Source organism: Rhizobium sp. ZX09 (assembly GCF_017357485.1).
In the GTDB taxonomy this organism is placed as follows: domain Bacteria; phylum Pseudomonadota; class Alphaproteobacteria; order Rhizobiales; family Rhizobiaceae; genus Agrobacterium; species Agrobacterium pusense.
This window is the reverse complement of record NZ_CP031364.1, coordinates 385,217-402,981: the sequence shown is the minus strand read 5'-3', so window position 1 is coordinate 402,981 and position 17,765 is coordinate 385,217. Positions and strand designations below refer to the sequence as shown.

Annotated in this window: 15 protein-coding genes; 13 read left to right on the top strand and 2 right to left on the bottom strand. The window is 61.7% G+C overall.

Features of this window, described 5'->3' with window-relative positions:
- The first annotated feature begins 113 nt into the window (after positions 1 to 113).
- From BTN45_RS16445 to BTN45_RS16430, 4 genes are all read left to right on the top strand, one after another.
- Positions 114 to 1,511 carry an NAD(P)/FAD-dependent oxidoreductase gene (locus tag BTN45_RS16445; RefSeq protein WP_207590062.1) on the top strand — a complete coding sequence of 466 codons (1,398 nt, stop codon included), beginning with the start codon at positions 114 to 116 and terminating at the stop codon, positions 1,509 to 1,511.
- Positions 1,508 to 2,770 (top strand): FAD/NAD(P)-binding oxidoreductase, encoded by a 1,263-nt coding sequence (locus BTN45_RS16440; RefSeq protein ID WP_207590061.1) that lies wholly within the window; start codon positions 1,508 to 1,510, stop codon positions 2,768 to 2,770. Before BTN45_RS16445 ends, BTN45_RS16440 begins: the two co-directional genes overlap by 4 nt.
- Positions 2,770 to 4,164 (top strand): FGGY family carbohydrate kinase, encoded by a 1,395-nt coding sequence (locus tag BTN45_RS16435; protein WP_184286714.1) that lies wholly within the window; start codon positions 2,770 to 2,772, stop codon positions 4,162 to 4,164. The genes BTN45_RS16440 and BTN45_RS16435 overlap by 1 nt, the downstream gene beginning before the upstream one ends.
- 186 nt (positions 4,165 to 4,350) lie before the next feature.
- Positions 4,351 to 5,166 (top strand): DUF2189 domain-containing protein, encoded by an 816-nt coding sequence (locus BTN45_RS16430; RefSeq protein ID WP_184286716.1) that lies wholly within the window; start codon positions 4,351 to 4,353, stop codon positions 5,164 to 5,166.
- An 88-nt stretch (positions 5,167 to 5,254) separates the two neighbouring features.
- Here the strand turns inward: BTN45_RS16430 and BTN45_RS16425 are convergent, their stop codons facing one another.
- Positions 5,255 to 6,301, bottom strand: a complete 1,047-nt coding sequence (locus BTN45_RS16425; RefSeq protein WP_207590060.1) for a GlxA family transcriptional regulator — start codon at positions 6,299 to 6,301, stop codon at positions 5,255 to 5,257.
- Positions 6,302 to 6,386: 85 nt separating this feature from the next.
- Between BTN45_RS16425 and BTN45_RS16420 the strand changes: the two genes are divergently transcribed.
- From BTN45_RS16420 to purU, 5 genes are read left to right on the top strand one after another with little or no spacing between them, the layout of a single operon-like run.
- Positions 6,387 to 7,640 (top strand): sarcosine oxidase subunit beta family protein, encoded by a 1,254-nt coding sequence (locus BTN45_RS16420; RefSeq protein ID WP_006698400.1) that lies wholly within the window; start codon positions 6,387 to 6,389, stop codon positions 7,638 to 7,640.
- Between the two features lie 11 nt (positions 7,641 to 7,651).
- Complete coding sequence (locus BTN45_RS16415; RefSeq protein ID WP_004445406.1) at positions 7,652 to 7,972, top strand: sarcosine oxidase subunit delta; 321 nt, start codon at positions 7,652 to 7,654, stop codon at positions 7,970 to 7,972.
- On the top strand, positions 7,969 to 10,959 hold the full coding sequence (locus tag BTN45_RS16410; RefSeq protein WP_207590059.1) for a sarcosine oxidase subunit alpha: 2,991 nt from the start codon (positions 7,969 to 7,971) through the stop codon (positions 10,957 to 10,959). Before BTN45_RS16415 ends, BTN45_RS16410 begins: the two co-directional genes overlap by 4 nt.
- A gap of 13 nt (positions 10,960 to 10,972) precedes the next feature.
- Entirely contained in the window at positions 10,973 to 11,527 is a 555-nt protein-coding gene (soxG, locus tag BTN45_RS16405) for a sarcosine oxidase subunit gamma family protein (protein WP_207590058.1), read from the top strand.
- A 54-nt stretch (positions 11,528 to 11,581) separates the two neighbouring features.
- On the top strand, positions 11,582 to 12,466 hold the full coding sequence (gene purU, locus BTN45_RS16400; protein ID WP_207590057.1) for a formyltetrahydrofolate deformylase: 885 nt from the start codon (positions 11,582 to 11,584) through the stop codon (positions 12,464 to 12,466).
- Positions 12,467 to 12,552: 86 nt separating this feature from the next.
- Here the strand turns inward: purU and BTN45_RS16395 are convergent, their stop codons facing one another.
- A complete protein-coding gene (locus tag BTN45_RS16395) occupies positions 12,553 to 12,948 on the bottom strand; it encodes a cupin domain-containing protein (protein ID WP_006698396.1) in 396 nt (131 codons plus the stop codon).
- A gap of 284 nt (positions 12,949 to 13,232) precedes the next feature.
- Here BTN45_RS16395 and BTN45_RS16390 point away from each other — a divergent pair, with 284 nt between their 5' ends.
- The 4 genes from BTN45_RS16390 to BTN45_RS16375 all read left to right on the top strand — a co-directional run bounded on the left by BTN45_RS16390 (position 13,233) and on the right by BTN45_RS16375 (position 17,762).
- Complete coding sequence (locus BTN45_RS16390) at positions 13,233 to 14,255, top strand: substrate-binding domain-containing protein (RefSeq protein ID WP_004445399.1); 1,023 nt, start codon at positions 13,233 to 13,235, stop codon at positions 14,253 to 14,255.
- A 102-nt stretch (positions 14,256 to 14,357) separates the two neighbouring features.
- Positions 14,358 to 15,851: a sugar ABC transporter ATP-binding protein gene (locus tag BTN45_RS16385; RefSeq protein ID WP_207590056.1), complete on the top strand. Its 1,494-nt coding sequence runs from the start codon at positions 14,358 to 14,360 to the stop codon at positions 15,849 to 15,851.
- Positions 15,848 to 16,792 carry an ABC transporter permease gene (locus tag BTN45_RS16380; protein WP_006698394.1) on the top strand — a complete coding sequence of 315 codons (945 nt, stop codon included), beginning with the start codon at positions 15,848 to 15,850 and terminating at the stop codon, positions 16,790 to 16,792. The genes BTN45_RS16385 and BTN45_RS16380 overlap by 4 nt, the downstream gene beginning before the upstream one ends.
- Before the next feature lies 1 nt (position 16,793).
- Entirely contained in the window at positions 16,794 to 17,762 is a 969-nt protein-coding gene (locus tag BTN45_RS16375; protein WP_153775807.1) for an ABC transporter permease, read from the top strand.
- Positions 17,763 to 17,765: the final 3 nt, after the last annotated feature.

The following is a 17,765-nucleotide window of genomic DNA, read 5'->3' as shown; positions in this document are numbered from 1 at the left end:
CCTGACTGGCAAAGGCGAAGATTTCATTCCCGTTTATCAACACCGCTGCTGCATCGGTGCGACTCGTCGCGCCTGTTGATCTCGCTTGGAACGACGAAGGCAAAGGTAAGCCCATGGCCGAGACCCCCTCCACGGAATTTGATGTCGCCGTCATTGGCGCCGGTGTCGTCGGTTGCGCGGTCGCCCGCCGTTTCGCACTGGCCGGTGCGAAGGTGGTGGTGATCGAAAAAGGTCCCGACATCCTCTCCGGCGCTTCCAAGGCCAATAGCGCCATCCTCCATACCGGTTTCGATGCGCCGGAAGGCAGCCTGGAGCTGGAACTGGTGAAGGCAGGCCGGGCGGAATATCTCTCCATTCATGGCCGGATGGGTCTCAGCATCGTCGAAACGGGCGCACTGGTCTGCGCCTGGAACCCGGGCGAAGCGGAAAAACTGCAGGCGATCGCCGAACAGGGGCGGCGCAACGGCATTGCCGGGCTTGAGTTACGCACGGCCGAGCAGGCCCGTGAAGCCATGCCGGGCCTGTCCGGCCGCCTTGTCGCCGCACTTGACGTTCCGGGCGAACATATCATCGATCCCTGGTCCGCGCCGCTCGGCTATCTCACGCAGGCGGTGGCGCTGGGTGCCCAGCTGCTGCGCAACGCGGAGGTCCTGTCCGGTGCATTCGACGGCGTGTGGCAGATAGAGACGACGGCAGGCACTATATTTGCCGCCAGCGTCGTCAATGCCGCCGGGCTGTTCGGAGATATCGTCGACGCACGTCTGGGATTTCCGCCCGACTTCACCATCAAGCCCCGCAAGGGGCAGTTCGTGGTGCTTGATAAAGCTGCCCGTCGGCATGTGCCGCGCATTGTTTTGCCCGTTCCGACCGAAATCACCAAGGGCATCGTGGTGTGCCCGACCGCCTTCGGCAACGTTCTTGTCGGTCCGACGGCGGAAGAGCAGGAAGATCGCGAACGCGCGACGGTCGAGACGGCGACGCTGGAAGGACTGCTGGAACGCGGTGCGGAGATCGTTCCCGCGCTGGCCTCCGTTTCCGTGACCGCTGTTTATGCCGGTCTGCGCCCGGCATCTGAAAAAAAGCACTACCGGATTTCCACCCGGCCAGACCGGCGGGCGATCACGCTCGGCGGCATTCGCTCCACGGGCCTCAGTGCCGCGCTCGGACTGGCGCAGCATGCGCTGAGGCTTCACGAAGGTTTCGGTATGCGTTTTAACCCGCCATCCTCAATCCCCGAAGTGACGATGCCCAATCTGACCGAAACCTGCGGGCGGGACTGGCAGCGTGCCGATCACGGCGAAATCGTCTGTCATTGCGAACTCGTCACCCGCAGGGAAATCGAGGCGACATTTTTGAGCCCGGTGCCACCCGGCGATTTCGGAGGCCTGCGGCGGCGTACCCGCGCCGGGATGGGGCGCTGTCAGGGCTTTTATTGCAACGCGCGGTTGGCCGCGATGACCGGCGACCGTCTGGCAACGCCGCTTTCCGTCCGGGAGGGAGCGGACCTATGAGCGCCGGGGAGCCGTTTCCGCGCGTGCATCAAAACCTTGAGAATGCAGATGTCATCGTGGTCGGCGGCGGTCCGGCGGGCGTGGCTGCGGCGCTGGAGCTGAAAGCGCGCGGTATCCCCCGCGTGATGATCCTCGAACGTGAACCCGCTCTCGGTGGCGCCACCCGGCATTGCGTGCATTCACCTTTTGGCATGCGCGAATTCGGACGCGTCTATTTAGGCCCGGCTTATGCGCAACGCCTGCAGCGACAGGCGCAGGAAGCGGGTATCGATATCCGCACCGGTCATTCCGTGGTCGAACTGCGGCAGGATGGCACGCTGCTGGTGACATCGGCACACGGCGTCGAGACACTGAAGGCCCGGCGCATCGTGCTGGCCACGGGCGCGCGGGAAAAACCACGCTCCGCGCGGCTTCTGCCTGGTGACAGGCCGGTGGGCGTCCTCACCACCGGCACGCTGCAAGCCTATGTCGCCTTTCACGGCATCATGCCATTTCGCCGGCCGCTGATCGTCGGTTCGGAACTTGTTTCCTTTTCTGCGCTTTTGACCTGCCTTACGCATCATGCCCGGCCGGTGGCGATGATCGAGCCGGAACCTTACGCATTCGCGCGGTGGCCTTTTCAATGCTTCCCGCCGGTTGTTGGGGTGCCCTTTCATTGTGGCGCCGCACTCACGGATATCCGCGGACGCGGCCGGGTCGAGGAGGCGGATATCCGTCTGGTGGATGGTCGTATCCTGACAGTTCAATGCGATGGTGTTCTGCTCACCGGGCGGTTCACGCCGGAGGCGGCGCTTCTCGATGCATCCGCGGTGGAGGTGGCGGCAGGCAGTGCCGGGCCGTTGATCGACCAGGACGGGCGAATGGCCAATCCGATCTTCTTCGCCGGCGGAAATGTCTTGCGGGCCGTGGAAACGGGCGGCTGGGCGTTTCGCGAAGGCCGTCGGGTTGGCGCGGCGGTGGCAAACGATCTCGCCCGGGCACCCTGCAGCGCGCCGGGGGTGCCCGTCACCTTCGCCGATCCGCTCAAGCTGGTAGTCCCCGCCATGCTGCGGCCTGGCGGGTTTAAACGACCGGCTTTTCGCGACTTCCAGCTTCGTTTCACCAGACGTGTTCGAGGCCTGCTTTCGCTTCATCTCGATGGAAAGGAAGTGTGGAGCAAGACCGGCCAGTGGTTCCCTGAACGCCGTGTGCTTGTGCCCATTCCCGCTGCGGCGTTTGAAGCGGCTCAGATTTCCTTTCATTTTCAGGAGACCAGTTGATGCGCGTTGCGGCGATCGACCAGGGGACGACGTCAACCCGGTGCCTTGTGGTGACCGATGGCGGCACGGCGGAGGTTGTGGCCAGCCGGCGTCACGCACAATTTTACCCCGCCGCCAATCATGTGGAGCATGATCCGGAAGAACTGCTTGTTAATATCCGCGCGGTGCTCGCCGCCGCCGGGCCGGTGGACGCCATCGCCATTGCCAATCAGGGCGAAAGTTGTCTGGCGTGGGATGCCGTCAGCGGTGAGGCGCTCTCGCCAGTCATCGTCTGGCAGGATGCCCGCACCGCCCAAACGCTGGCCGCCCTGCCGCCCTCGGCAACACATCTTTCGAAAGAGATTTGCGGGCTGCCGCTCGATCCGTATTTTTCGGCCAGCAAACTGGCCTGGCTGGTCAGGCACAATCCGGCAGTGGCAGAGGCGAAGGCAGCCGGGCGTTTGCGGCTGGGCACCACCGACGCGTTCTTTCTGGACCGGCTGACGGGCTGTTTCCGCACCGACCTTGCGACGGCGTCGCGCACGGGGCTGCTGGATCTTTCAACCGGAGACTGGAGTCCGGAGCTCTGCGCGCTGCATGGCGTGACGATGGATTGCCTGCCCATGGTTGGCCCTGTCGATAGCGGCTTCGGCTCGATCGAGGGAACGCCGATCCGCGTTTCCATCGTTGATCAGCAGGCCGCACTTTATGGCCACGGCTGCCGCACGGCAGGCGATTGCAAGATAACTTTCGGAACGGGGGCGTTTCTGTTGTCCGTTGCCGGTAACGGGCGCCCATCGACGGGAGAGCTTCTGCCAACAATTGCCTGGCAGATGCAGGGCGCGCCTGCCGTTTTCGCCATTGATGGCGGCGTCTATGATGCCGGCGCGGCGGTCGAATGGGCGAGAAAGATTGGCCTCTACGCTGAAAATGCCGAAATCGATTGTTTTCAGGGGCCATCGGCCATTCGCCGTGGTCTCGCGTTCGTACCCGCGTTTTCGGGCCTTGCCGCGCCTTATTGGGACAGACACGCCGCGCCGCTGTTCATCGGTATGAACCACGCCACCGAGCGGAGTGACATGGTGCGCGCGGTGCTGGAAGGCATTGCCCTGCTGACGGCGCGGCTGATCGACGCTGCATCGGCGGTTGCTCCTATAGGCGACACGATCTCCATCGATGGCGGCCTGTCGAACAGCCGCTATTTTGTCCGTTTTCTGGCAGCAGCCAGCGGCCGGACCATTTGCGTGCCGGCCATGCGCGAGTTGACGGCGCTCGGTCTGGCCGAACTGTGCGGCATAGATGTCGCCGCCATGCGGCGCGAGACCGAGATATTCGCGCCCGATGGATCGGTCGGCGCCGAAGATCACGCCCGGTTCGCACGCGCCATAGACAATGCCCGCTGCTGGGGGCGGTAAGGCGCCTCGGCAACAGCTGTCACACCTCCCTTGGCGTAGAGGGACCAGTGGGTGGAATTGAACAGGCGACAAAGGCGACGAAATTTGATAAATTACAAGTCGGCCGGTTGCTGTTTGACGCACGGGTGAAAGTCGCCGGGCGTTCCCATACTGCCAGCCGGATCATGGCGCAGGAGGAGAAGTGCTATGACGGCATTCCATGTCATGGCCGGTGCGAGTGGCGAATTTGCCCGCCCGGAAGTCCGCAAGATTGGTATTGCAGATATAGCCGACGCGTTAAGGCTGGGACTGGAGGACTTTAAAGAAAAGCCGTCCCATTATTTTTTTCTCTGTCTCATGTATCCGATCGCCGGTGTTTTCATGGTGATGTGGAGTGCCGGCGCTAATATGCTGCCGCTGATCTATCCTCTGATGTCGGGTTTTGCACTGATTGGCCCAGTCGCGGCGATCGGCCTCTATGAAATCAGTCGACGGCGCGAACAGGGGTTGGATAGTTCGTGGCGGCACGCGCTGGCGGTTCGTCACTCTCCGGCACTGCCGTCGATCATCGCGGTCGCCGTCATGCTGCTTGCGCTTTTCGCCGTCTGGCTGATTGTTGCGCAGCGCATATACTCCGTGAATTTCGAGGCGACGGCACCGGTTTCGCTTTCCACCTTCCTCTCCGATGTATTGATGACCCCGCAAGGACTCTCTCTCGTCATCTGGGGCAATCTGGCTGGCTGCGTTTTTGCCGTCATCGTGCTGGCGACAACGGTGGTAACGTTTCCTCTGCTGCTTGATCGGGATGTCGGCGCGGTCGCGGCGGTGGATGCAAGCATCCGTGCCACGCTTGCCAACCCGGTTCCGGTGGCGCTGTGGGGCTTGATTGTCGCTGCGCTGCTCGTTCTCGGGACGATCCCGGCATTCGTCGGTTTAGCGGTTGTCGTGCCCGTTCTCGGCCATTCTACATGGCACCTTTATCGGAAAATGATCGTCCCCGATTATTCCAGCCGTATGCCTTGAATTTATCGAGCAAACCTGTCGTGCCGTTCTTGCGGTGATGACGGGTAACCTTCGAAAGCGGCGGTTCGTAAGATCGGCGCAACCACATTCAGGATTGTGGAAGCAGCACGCCGACGGCAAATTCTTCCTCGGTTGCCGTGTGGCCAGCCTGTGTCTTGCGATATTCGCTGGGCGTAAAACCGCGCTCGGTTCGAAGCGTACGGGAAAGGTGGGGTGCGTCGCAAAAGCCGGTGGCAAGCGCGATCTGGGTGATGGGGTCGCGCGTGGTGCGCAGGAGCGAGAGCGCCCGGTCGAGACGGAGCTCCAGATAGACCTTGGATGGTGCCGCCTTCAGATCATTGAGGAAACGCCGCTCGAGGCTGCGGCGGCCAAGGCCGAGGTCGCTTGCCAGTTCCAGCACGGTCTTGGGAACCTCGATATTCTGCTGCATCCGCAGGATCGCTTTTTTGACAAGGGGATCGCTGGCCTTACGTGTGCTCTGCTGGCCCGGCTGGGGTTTCTCACCGCTCAACGCGCCGTCGATCATCATGATGTTTAGGCTCTTGATGGCGGCGGATTGGCCGACATGGCGCTCGACGAGGAAAGCCGCCAGATGCGCGGCACCATGGCCGCCCGAACAGGTCAGCCGGTCGCGGTCGATGACGAAGATCTGGTCGGAGATCATCTGAACCGTATCGAAACGGTCGAGAAAATCCTGGTGGTGGAACCAGCTTACGCAACAGCGATAGCCATCGAGCAGGCCCGCTTCGTGGAGGATGAAGACGCCGGTGCAGAGGCCGACAATCGGAATGCCTGCCGTTGCGCGGTCTTTCAGGAAGCGCAGTGCTTCCGGCGGCAGGGCGCTGTGATCGCTGATCAATCCGCCGACAACGACGATGTAGTCGTAGTGACCGGCATCGCTCAGCCGCGTATCCGGCTGCACTTTCACGCCGCAGCTCGACTGCACGCTGCCGAGCGTTGCGGAGAGCACCGACCATTCGCAGAGGATGGGTCGGGAGCGGTCCGCCTCGTCCGCGGCTAAGCGCAGCACGTCGACGAAATTCGCAAAGGCTGACAGCGTGAAGCGGTCGGCAAGCAGGAAGGCGACGCTGAGGCGTTTTTTGGCGGCGGGCGATTTCATGACGCAAATATTCATGCAAACAGACGCGATTGTCCAGCCGGGCGATGGCAAATGATCCTAGCTTTTACGACAACAGATTTTCCAACCGTCGGGTCCGATCATGACGCGTTTTAATGCTTTCAGTCTTTTGAAGAATGCCCTGACGGGCAATAAAAACTGGGAAGAACAATGGCCCGACAGCCAGCCGAAGGCCGAATATGACGTGATCATCGTCGGTGCCGGCGGCCATGGTCTTGGGGCGGCCTATTATCTGGCCAGCCAGCACGGCATCACCAATGTTGCTGTCATCGACAAGGGCTGGCTCGGCGGCGGCAATACTGGCCGCAACACGACGATCATCCGCTCCAACTATCTCTATGACGAAAGCGCCCGCCTTTACGATCACGCCGTCGATCTCTGGGAAAATCTCAGCCAGGAACTGAACTACAACGTCATGTATTCGCGGCGCGGCGTGCTGATGCTGGCCCATAATGTTCACGACGTGCAGAGCTTCAAGCGTCATATCCACTCCAACCGTCTGAACGGCGTCGACAATCGCTGGCTCACGCCTGAGGAATGCAAGGAATATTGCCCGCCCTTGAGCCTTTCGCCTAATGCGCGTTACCCTGTCATGGGGGGCGCATTGCAGGAGCGTGCGGGCACGGCGCGCCACGATGCGGTCGCCTGGGGCTATGCGCGCGGTGCCGCCGCCCGCGGTGTCGATATCATCCAGAATTGCCCGGTCACCGCCATTCGCCGCAACGCCGACGGTTCCGTTGCCGGTGTCGAGACGGCGAGGGGCTTCATCAAGGCAAAGAAGGTCGCAGTCTCCGCCGCCGGCCACACCTCTGTCGTCATGGATACGGCCGGTGTCCGCCTGCCGCTCGAAAGCTATCCGCTGCAGGCGCTGGTATCGGAGCCGATCAAGCCTATTTTCCCCTGTGTTGTCATGTCGAACGCCGTGCACGCCTATATCAGCCAGTCGGACAAGGGCGAACTGGTGATCGGTTCGGGCACGGACCAGTATACGTCCTATTCGCAGCGCGGTGGCCTGCCGCTGATCGAGCATACGATCGCCGCCATCGTTGAAATCTTCCCGATCTTCAACCGCATGCGGATGTTGCGCAAATGGGGCGGCATCGTTGATGTCACGCCGGATCGCTCGGCCATCCTCGGCAAGACCCCTGTCGCTGGTCTTTATGTGAATTGCGGCTGGGGCACTGGCGGGTTCAAGGCCACGCCGGGTGCTGCCCACACCTTCGCCTGGACCATCGCCAAAAACGAACCGCACCCGATCAATGCGCCGTTCACGCTGGAACGCTTCCGCTCCGGCCGCCTGATCGATGAGGCCGCCGCCGCCGCCGTGGCGCACTGAGGATAACGACCATGCTTTTGATCCGCTGCCCCTATTGCAACGAAACGCTGCCCGAAGCCGAGTTTACCTATGCCGGGCAGGCCCATGTCGTCCGCGCTGCTGATCCCTCGTCGCAGAGTGATGAGCAATGGGAAGAATTCCTGTTCATCCGCGAAAACGTCAAAGGTCCGCATTTCGAGCGCTGGCGGCACCTGCATGGTTGCGGCCGCTTCTTCAACGCCGTGCGCGACACGGTAAGTGACCGTTTCCTCACGACCTATCGTGCGGGTGAGCCGCGCCCTGAACTGTCCTCCCTGACACGCTTGACCGCAAGCTCCGAGGTGTCGAAATGAACTCCTATCGCGTTTCCGGCCGGGGCCGGGTGGATGCTTCCCGCTCGGTCAGCTTTACCTTCGACGGCAAGACCTATCGCGGCGTCAAGGGCGATACCGTCGCCTCCGCGCTTCTCGCCAATGGCGTGCATCTCATGGGCCGCTCGTTCAAATACCACCGCCCGCGCGGCCCGGTGGCGGCGGGTTCCGAGGAGCCGAATGCGCTGATCGGCACCCGCCGCGGCGGCGGCCGGTTCGAGCCCAATACCCGCGCCACGGTGCAGGAAATCTGGAACGGGCTGGAAACCACCTCGCAGAACAAATATCCGAGCCTGAAATTCGATATCGGCGCTGTCAACGACATGGCCTATATGCTGTTTTCGGCCGGGTTCTACTACAAGACCTTCATGTGGCCGAAGAGCTTCTGGAACAAGGTCTATGAGCCCTTCATCCGCGCAGCCGCGGGTCTTGGCGTCTCCCCAAAAGAAGAAGACCCTGACACCTATGCCTCGCGTAACCTGCATTGTGATGTGCTGATTGTCGGTGCCGGTCCCGCCGGTCTCGCTGCCGCACGGGTGGCGGCGGTGGATGGCCGCAAGGTCGTGCTGGTCGATGAAAATGCCGAAGCCGGCGGCACGCTGCTGTCCGAACCCCAGGCAAAGATCGATGGCAAGCCCGCATGGACCTGGCTTGCTGATGAATTGAAGGCCCTGAAGGATCAGGGCGTCAAGGTGATGACACGCACCACGGCGATTGCCTATTACCATCAGAACATGATCGGCCTTTGCGAAAAGCTGACCGACCATCTCGAAACCGTGCCGAAGGATGTGCCGCGCGAACGCCTGTGGCGCGTTCGGGCGCGTCAGGTGGTGCTGGCGCAGGGCGCACTGGAAAAGCCGCTGGTTTTCCACGGCAATGACCGGCCGGGCGTGATGCTCGCGGGTTCCGCCCAGACCTATCTCAACCGCTATGGCGTCAAGGTCGGTAACCGGCCGGTGGTGGTGACGAGCCATGACAGCGCCTGGTATGCCGCTTTCGATCTTCACGGTGCTGGCGCACCGGTTCAGGCCATCGTCGATACCCGCGCCAAGGTGCGCGAGGAGCTGGTAAACGAGGCGCGTGCGCTCGGCATTCCGGTCAAGCTCTCACATACGGTCACGGCGACGTCGGGGCGGTTGCGCGTCAAGTCGGTTCGCGTCAATCCGGTGAATGGTTCCACTGTCGGCGCAGGTCAGGAAATTGCCTGCGATGCCGTGTTGATGTCTGGCGGCTGGACGCCGTCGCTGCATCTCTTTTCCCACACGCAGGGCAAGATTGCCTGGGATGACGAGCGCACGACCTTCCTGCCAGCGCTCACCAATGAGGATTGCGTGATAGCGGGCGCCGGTCGCGGGCTCTGGGGCATCGAGGCCGCACTGAAGGACGGTGCGGAGCGGGGCCGTGAAGTCGTTGCAGCCCTTGGCAAGAACGCCAATGTTTCCAGCCATGCGGTCGACCATGACCGTATCGGCAGCGGTGTATCGCACACGGAACTACCAAGCGACCGCGATGCCGGCAAGGCCAAGGCCTTTGTCGATTACCAGAACGATGTGACCGCCAAGGACCTGCGGCTTGCCGTGCGCGAGGGCATGCGCTCCATCGAGCATGTCAAACGCTACACCACCAATGGCATGGCCACCGATCAGGGCAAGATGTCCAACATCAACGGCCTCAACATCGCTGCGGAAGCGCTGGGCAAACGCCAGCCGGAAGTTGGGCTCACCACCTTCCGTCCGCCCTATACGCCGACAACCTTTGGTGCCTTCGCCGGTTATCACCGCGGCGCGCATTTCGAAGTGACGCGCAAGACGCAGATCGACAGTTGGGCTGAGGCCCATGGCGCGGTTTACGAGCCGGTCGGGCAATGGCGTCGCGCCTGGTATTTTCCAAAGCCTGGCGAGGATATGGATGCCGCCGTTCGCCGCGAATGCCGGGCGGTGCGCCAGAGTGTGGGCATTTTCGACGCTTCGACGCTCGGCAAGATCGAGGTCGTCGGCCCTGGTGCGGTCGAGTTCATGAACCGCATGTATACCAATCCCTGGACAAAGCTGGCTGCCGGTCGCTGCCGTTATGGCCTGCTGCTCGGCGATGACGGCTTCATCCGTGATGATGGCGTTATCGGCCGCATGACCGAAGACCGTTTCCATGTCACCACCACCACGGGCGGTGCCGCCCGGGTGCTGAACATGATGGAGGATTACCTCCAGACGGAATGGCCCGATCTCAATGTCTGGCTGACATCGACCACGGAGCAATGGTCCACCATCGCTCTCAACGGCCCGAATGCGGCAAAGCTGCTCGCGCCGCTGGTGGAAGGTGTCGAGCTGACCGAAGAGGCCTTCCCGCATATGTCCTGCGTGGAATGCACCGTTGCCGGCATGCCGGCGCGGCTGTTCCGCGTCAGCTTCACGGGCGAGATCGGCTTCGAGGTCAATGTGCCGGCACCGCTCGGTCGCAAGCTCTGGGAAATCCTGTGGGAGGCCGGTCAGCAATATGGGATCACGCCTTATGGCACCGAGACCATGCATGTGTTGCGCGCGGAAAAGGGCTACATCATCGTTGGCCAGGATACTGACGGCACGGTGACGCCCTATGATGCGGCGATGGGCTGGGCCGTTGGCAAAAACAAGCCCGATTTCGTCGGCAAGCGCGGTCTTGCGCGACCCGATCTCGTCGCCAAGGGGCGCCGCCATCTCGTCGGTCTACTGACGGAAGACCGTTCGAAGCTGGAAGAGGGCGCGCAGATCGTCTTCGACCCGAAACAGCCGATCCCGATGAAGATGGTTGGCCACGTAACGTCATCCTACCATTCGGATGCCGTTGGCCAGCCGATCGCGCTGGCTCTCGTGGAAGGCGGCCATGAGCGGATGGGCGAGACCGTCTACATTCCCATGCTGGACCGCACCATTGCCGCAAAAATCACCGGGATGGTCTTTGTCGATCCCGAAAACACCCGCCTTAAAATCTGACCCGGAGCCGACAATGAACATGCGCGTTTCCTCCTCCGTTTCCGGCGTGCTTGCCGAAAGCAAAGCGGCACGGGTCAGCATCTCGGCCGCACAAGCCCGGTTTTCGCTGCGTGCGCGCGGCGATCTGGCGCCGCTCAACGCTGCCCTCGGCCTCGACTTGCCCGACCGGATCGGCGCCCGCGCCGCTTCCGGTGAGATTGAAGTTCTGCGCCTTGGTCCCGACGAGTGGACCGTCGTTGCACCGACGGCCGAAATCAACAGGCTGATCGCGGCCTGCGCAGACGTTTATGCCGACCTTCCGCACAGTCTTGTCGACATTTCCGGCCGTGAAGTGACGATGTTAATCGAAGGTCCGCGGGCTGCTGAGTTGCTGACATTGGGCTGCGCCCGCGACATCGACACGATTGCCGTTGGCGAGGGACGCCGGACGATTTTCGACGGCGTGACCGTGGTGCTTTGGCGAGATGCCGGACACCGGTTCCGCATGGATGTCTGGAACAGTTTCGCGTCGCATCTCGGCCATCTGCTTGAAACCGGCTGCAGGGAGTTCGCCGCCGAAACCGCCTGAACGCGTTGCAGTTTCAGAACCGTCCAGGAGCTGATCCACCAAGGGGAGCAGGATTTGACCACCTATGTCATGAAAGTCTCGTGCCCGGCGCGCAGCGGCATCGTTGCGGCCGTATCCGGATATCTCGCGCGGTCCGGCTGCAATATCAATGACAGCTCGCAATTCACCGATCAGGAAACCGGCCGTTTTTTCATGCGGTTGAGCTTCGTGTCGGAGCAGGGGCTGGAGCGGGACGCTCTCGCCGAGGGTTTTGGTCCGGTCGCCGTCGACTTCGACATGCAATACGACATCCACGACCTTTCCCGCAAAACCAGAGTGGTGATCATGGTGTCGCGCTTCGGTCATTGTCTCAACGATCTGCTTTATCGCTCCCGCATCGGCGCATTGCCGGTGAAGATCGTCGCGGTGATATCCAATCATCTCGATTATCAGAAGCAGGTCGTGAACGACGACATTCCGTTTCATCATATCCGCGTCACGCCTGAGACAAAACCGGAGGCCGAAGCGGAAATCCTGCAGGTGGTGCAGGATACTGGCGCGGAACTCGTCGTTCTCGCCCGTTACATGCAGGTTCTGTCGGACCGGCTGTGCCAGGAAATGTCGGGCCGCATCATCAACATCCACCATTCCTTCCTGCCATCATTCAAGGGCGCAAATCCCTACAAGCAGGCCTATGAGCGCGGGGTACGGCTGATTGGAGCAACCGCCCACTACGTCACCGCCGATCTCGATGAAGGGCCGATCATCGAGCAGGACACGATCAGGGTAACCCATGCACAGAGCGCGATGGATTATGTGTCACTCGGCCGCGACGTGGAGAGCCAAGTGTTGGCGCGCGCGATACATGCCCATATCCACCACCGGGTTTTCCTGAATGGCAACGGGACCGTGGTTTTCCCCGCCTCGCCGGGAGAATATGTCTCGGAGCGGATGGGCTGAGCGCGGCGCTGCCGTAGCCCCGGCTCCGCCATCCCCTTGAACAGGCGCGGGCTGCTGAACGGCAGCCGCCCTCGTCCGGTGCCGGGTCAACCGTCATACTCATCGTCGGTGACCTGTTCCAGCCAGTCCACCACCTTGCCGTCCTTGACCTCCTGAAGCGCGATATGGGTCATGGCCACATCAGGTGCGGCCCCGTGCCAGTGCCTCTCGCCCGGTGCGAACCAGACGATATCACCGGGGCGGATTTCCTCCACCGGGCCACCGTCACGCTGCGCCCGGCCGAGACCGGAAACCACGATCAGCGTCTGACCGAGGGGATGGGTGTGCCATGCCGTTCGCGCCCCGGGTTCAAAGGTAACCTGAGCGCCCTGCACCCGCTCTGCATCGAAGGGGTTGAAAAGCGGATCGATGCGGACCGTGCCCGTGAACCAGGCCGCGGGGCCTGTTGCCGATGCCCGTGTTCCTGCGCGCAATATTTCCATGGTCATTCTCCTGACTGATGTTCCAGGCCGGTGGGAAGCGCGGGGCCTGCCGTCGCCCACAGGGCGGGGTCATCGCTTTCCGCATTCTGTGAAGCCCTGCCTCCGGTCTCCGCCACGCGCTTCATTCTCGCGCGTTTCCGAGAGTTGCGCCGGCCGCTTCCGCGACCTTTTCAGACCGCTCGACAAAAATCAATCTCGGGATTGACTCACTTATGAAAACGGTTACATTCGCTGATGTAAACGGTTTCATAGTCGATATCCGTTGCTTGGAGGAGCAAGTTTTCATGTTTAGACATTTGTTGGCTGCTGCCGCGATGGTGCTGGCGGCGGGCACGTCCGTGCACGCGCAGGAACAGAGTTTCAAGATCGGTCTTTCCAATTCTTTCGTCGGCAGCGAATGGCGCACGCAGATGATCGAGGAAGCTCAGGCTGCCGCGAAGGCGTGGGGCGAAAAGGGCGTCAAGGTCGAGGTTGTCGTCCAGAGCGGCAATGTCGACGTGCAGGGGCAGATCGGTCATATCCGCAATTTCATGAACCAGGGCGTTGATGCGATCCTCATCAATCCCGGCAGCCCGACCGCCTTCGATCCAATCTTCGCGCAGGCCAAGGCGCGCAACATCCTCGTTATCGCAACCGACGCCGAAGTGTCCTCCAAGGATGCGATTTATGTCGGTATCGACCAGAAGGCATGGGCTGCGCAGTCGGCGCAATGGCTGGCGGATGCGCTGAAGGGCAAGGGTAGCGTCGTCGCCATCAACGGTATCGCGGGCAATCCGGCAAACGAAGCCCGCGTCGCCGGTTATCGCGAAGTGTTCAAGAAATATCCTGACATCAAGGTGCTGAACGAAGCCAATGCGAGCTGGGATCAGGCGCAGGGGCAGCAGGCCATGCAGAACCTGCTTGCCACTTATCCCGACATCAGCGGTGTCTGGGTGCAGGACGGCATGGCCGACGGCGCATGGCGCGCCATCGAAGCCGCCGGCAAGACGAAGGACATTGCTGCGACCGGTGAAATCCGCAAGGACTTCATGACACGCTGGGAAAAGGAAAAATTCAACTCCGGCGCCTCGGTCAATCCGCCCGGCGTGATGGCCAGTGCGCTCAATGTCGCTGTCCTGAAGCTTCAGGGCAAGGAATTCAAGGACGGTATCTTTGGCGGCACCTATGGCAACGCCATTTATATTCCGATCCCCTTCGTCAGCAACGAAAACCTTGCTGACAATATCAAGGCTGCAGAAGGCAAGCCCGGTTACTGGTCCGTCACGGCGACCGTGACGCCGGAACAGGCCGGCGAGTTCTTCAAATAAGAACCGTCCCGGGCCGGCGGAAGCGCCGGCCCGAACCGGAATTTCGAGTGCGGACCGCGCGTTGGCTGGCCGCCTGTGACAAGCATTATTCGGGGACATGCGATGGCGAACGCTTTGGAAGCGGCCGGCATAACGAAGAATTTTGGCGCCGTACGTGCGCTTTCCGACGGCAGGCTGACTGTCGGTCGCGGTGAAATTCACGCGCTTCTGGGCGCCAATGGCTGCGGCAAGAGCACGCTCTGCAAAATCGTTGCGGGCGCGGTGGCGCCGACGAGCGGCACGATCAAATTCAAGGGCGAAGATGTGCGCTTCAAGAGCCCGCGTGACGCCGAAGACGCCGGTATTGCGCTGTTTTACCAGGAACTCAGCCTTGTTCCGCAGCTTTCGGTTGCTGATAACATCTTTCTCGGCCGGGAGCCGAAACGTGGCATTTTTGTTGACCGTAAGGTGCTGAAAGCCGAGGCGGCAAGGCTGATCGCCCTGTTTGACGGCGTGGCCGGCGAAGGACTGGAGCCGGATGCGATCGTTGGCACTCTGCCGCCCGATCAGCGCCAGCTCGTCGAAATCCTCAAGGTCTTTGCCCAGAATGCCAGCCTCATGATTATGGATGAGGCTACGGCAGCGCTCGATGGCCGCCAGTCCCAGCGCTTTTTTGAGATACTCCGGGCCAAGAAGGCCGATGGCGTCTCGACCATCATGATTTCCCACCGTCTCGACGAGGTTTTTGCCGTCTGCGACCGCATTACCGTGATGCGGAACGGCGCAACGATTTCCGAGCTCGATACGGCGGCAACCACGCGTGAAGCTGTGGTGCACGATATGGTCGGCGATGTCCGCGCAGCACCTGCCCGCCAGCAGGGACGCGCTGCCGCAACTCCCAGCCTCAAGGTGACGGATGTTACAGGCGAAGGCGTGCGCGGTGTCAGTATTGACGCCTATCCGGGTGAAATCGTCGGTCTGGCCGGCCTGCAGGGGCAGGGACAGTCGGCGCTTTTGAAGGGGCTGTTCGGCGCGACGCCCTTTGCGACGGGCCAGACATGGTTCGATGGCCGTGAAATTACCATCGGCAAGCCATCGCACGCGGTTCACAACGGTTTTGCCTATGTCTCGGGCGACCGCGGGCGTGACGCTTCCCTTCAGGGCCGGTCGATCTTCGAAAATCTCGTCGCGGCCCTGATGGTGCGCGAAAAGATGCGGCTGGTCCGGCCCGCCACGCTGAAGCCGCGGGTGCAAAAGGTCGCGGATGATATGAAGACGAAGTTTGCCGGCCTGGATATGGCGATCGGCACGCTTTCCGGCGGCAATCAGCAGAAGATCTTCATTTCCCGCTGGCTCGCCACAGCGCCGAAACTGCTTCTGCTGGATGATCCGACCAAGGGTATCGATCTCGGCGCCAAGGCCGATCTTTTTGCGCTGATGCGTCAGCAGGCCGATGCCGGCGCGACCATCCTTCTTTATTCCTCGGAAGATGCGGAAATCCTCGAATATGCCGACCGCATTCTTGTGTTCAACGGCGGACGCATCTCTGCGGAACTGACCGGAGCCGACATGACATCTGTAAACATGACCCGCGCCGCTTATGGAGATGCCGCATGAGCGTCTCCGGTTTCCTGCGCAGGCAGCCATGGGTCATCACCCTCGTCGTTCTGGCCGTTCTTGTCGCCGTGAATACGTTTCTGCAACCGTCCTTCGTTCAGCCCTCGGTGCTGCAATCGAACCTGACGACGTTCCTGCCGCTGATCCTGGTCGCCATCGGCCAGACCTATGTCATTCTTGCGGGCGATATAGATTTGTCGGTTGGCAGCATCGTGGCGCTCGCCAATGTCGTCACCGTCAGCGTCATTGCTGCTCTTGGCGGCACGACTGGCGCTGTCTTCGCCGGCATGGCAGCGGGTGTAACCGTTGGGCTACTCTGCGGCCTGGTCAACGGCCTCTTCATTTCGGGCCTGCGTTTCCAGCCGATCGTGACCACCTTCGCGACGGGTATCATCTTTGCCGGGATGGCGATCTGGGTTCTGCCGCAGGCTGGCCTGCCGGTGCCGGAGGCCTATTGGCAGACCTATTCCGGCAGCTTCGTCGGCCTGCCCTTCGTGCTTTGGGTGCTGATTGCCGGCATCGCCTTCACGCTTATCGTGTCGCGTATTCCTTTTCACACGCATCTGCTTGCGGTGGGTGGCAATCGCACCGGCGCCTTCCAGACGGGGCTACGCCTCTCCGGCATCCGTATCGGCGCTTACATGATCTCTGGTCTTTTCTCCGCGCTGGCGGCGCTCTGCCTGACGGGTGAGACGGCCTCGGGCGATCCGCTTCTCGGCGCAAGTCTGGCGCTATCTTCCATCTCTGCGGTGGTCTTGGGCGGTACGGCGCTTTCCGGCGGCTTCGGCAGTTCGACCGGGTCGATCGCGGGCGCGCTGGTGCTGGGCATGATCGGCAATGTGATCTTCTTTGCGGGCCTGCCCTTCGAGTACCAGACACTGGTGCAGGGTCTGATCGTGCTGACGGCTCTGGCCGGTGGCGTTCTGGTGACGAGGCGTTGATATGACCAATCCCGGCTTGCAACTCAAAACCCTTCTCACCGATCCCCTGACCATCGCCATTGGCGCATCGGCTTTCCTGCTGCTTGTCGGCGAATTGTTGTCGCCCGGCTTCGCACAGGGATCGCAGATCGTGCGGCTGCTGACGATTGCCGCCATTCTCGGTATCGTCGCGGCGGGCCAGAATCTCGTCATCCTCGGCGGACGCGAAGGCATCGATCTTTCCGTCGGCGCGATGATCTCCCTCGGCGCGGTGCTTGCCGGCAATATGATGAACGGGCAGAATGCCGGTATTCCCCTTGCCATTGTGGTTGCGGGCGGCATTCCGTTCCTGATCGGCCTCATCAACGGTCTCGGCATCACCTTCGTGCGCATTCCGCCGCTGGTAATGACGCTCGGCATGACGGCGGTCATCCAGGGCGGGCTGGTGGTTTATTCGCAGGGCGTTCCGTCAGGTGCGGCGGCTCCGCTGCTCGCAGGTTTCATCAACCGCCCCCTCATCTTCGGCATTCCCGGTGTACTCTTCGTCTGGCTGGGCATCGCCGCGATCATGCTCTTCGTCCTCCGCCGCACGGCTTTCGGCTTCGCCATTTACGCCATCGGCTCCAACGAGCGGGCGGCGACGCTGGTAGGTCTTCCTGTTCCGCTGATCCGCACGCTGCTTTATGGCCTTTCCGGCCTGTTCGCTGGCCTGACCGGGGTTTGCGTCATCGGCTATACCGGCACGTCCTTCATCTCTGTCGGCGACCAGTATGTTCTTCCGTCGATCATAGCAGTGGTCATTGGTGGCACCTCGCTGGCCGGCGGGGCTGGCGGATATGTCGGAACCATGGCCGGCGCAGTTGCGCTCACCATTCTGCAAAGCGTACTGATAACGCTCAACCTCGATGTATGGGCACGGCAGATCATATTCGGTGTCACGTTGCTAGCGCTGATGCTGCTTTATGGCCGCCAAAAGCAGTTGCGTGTGTGACAG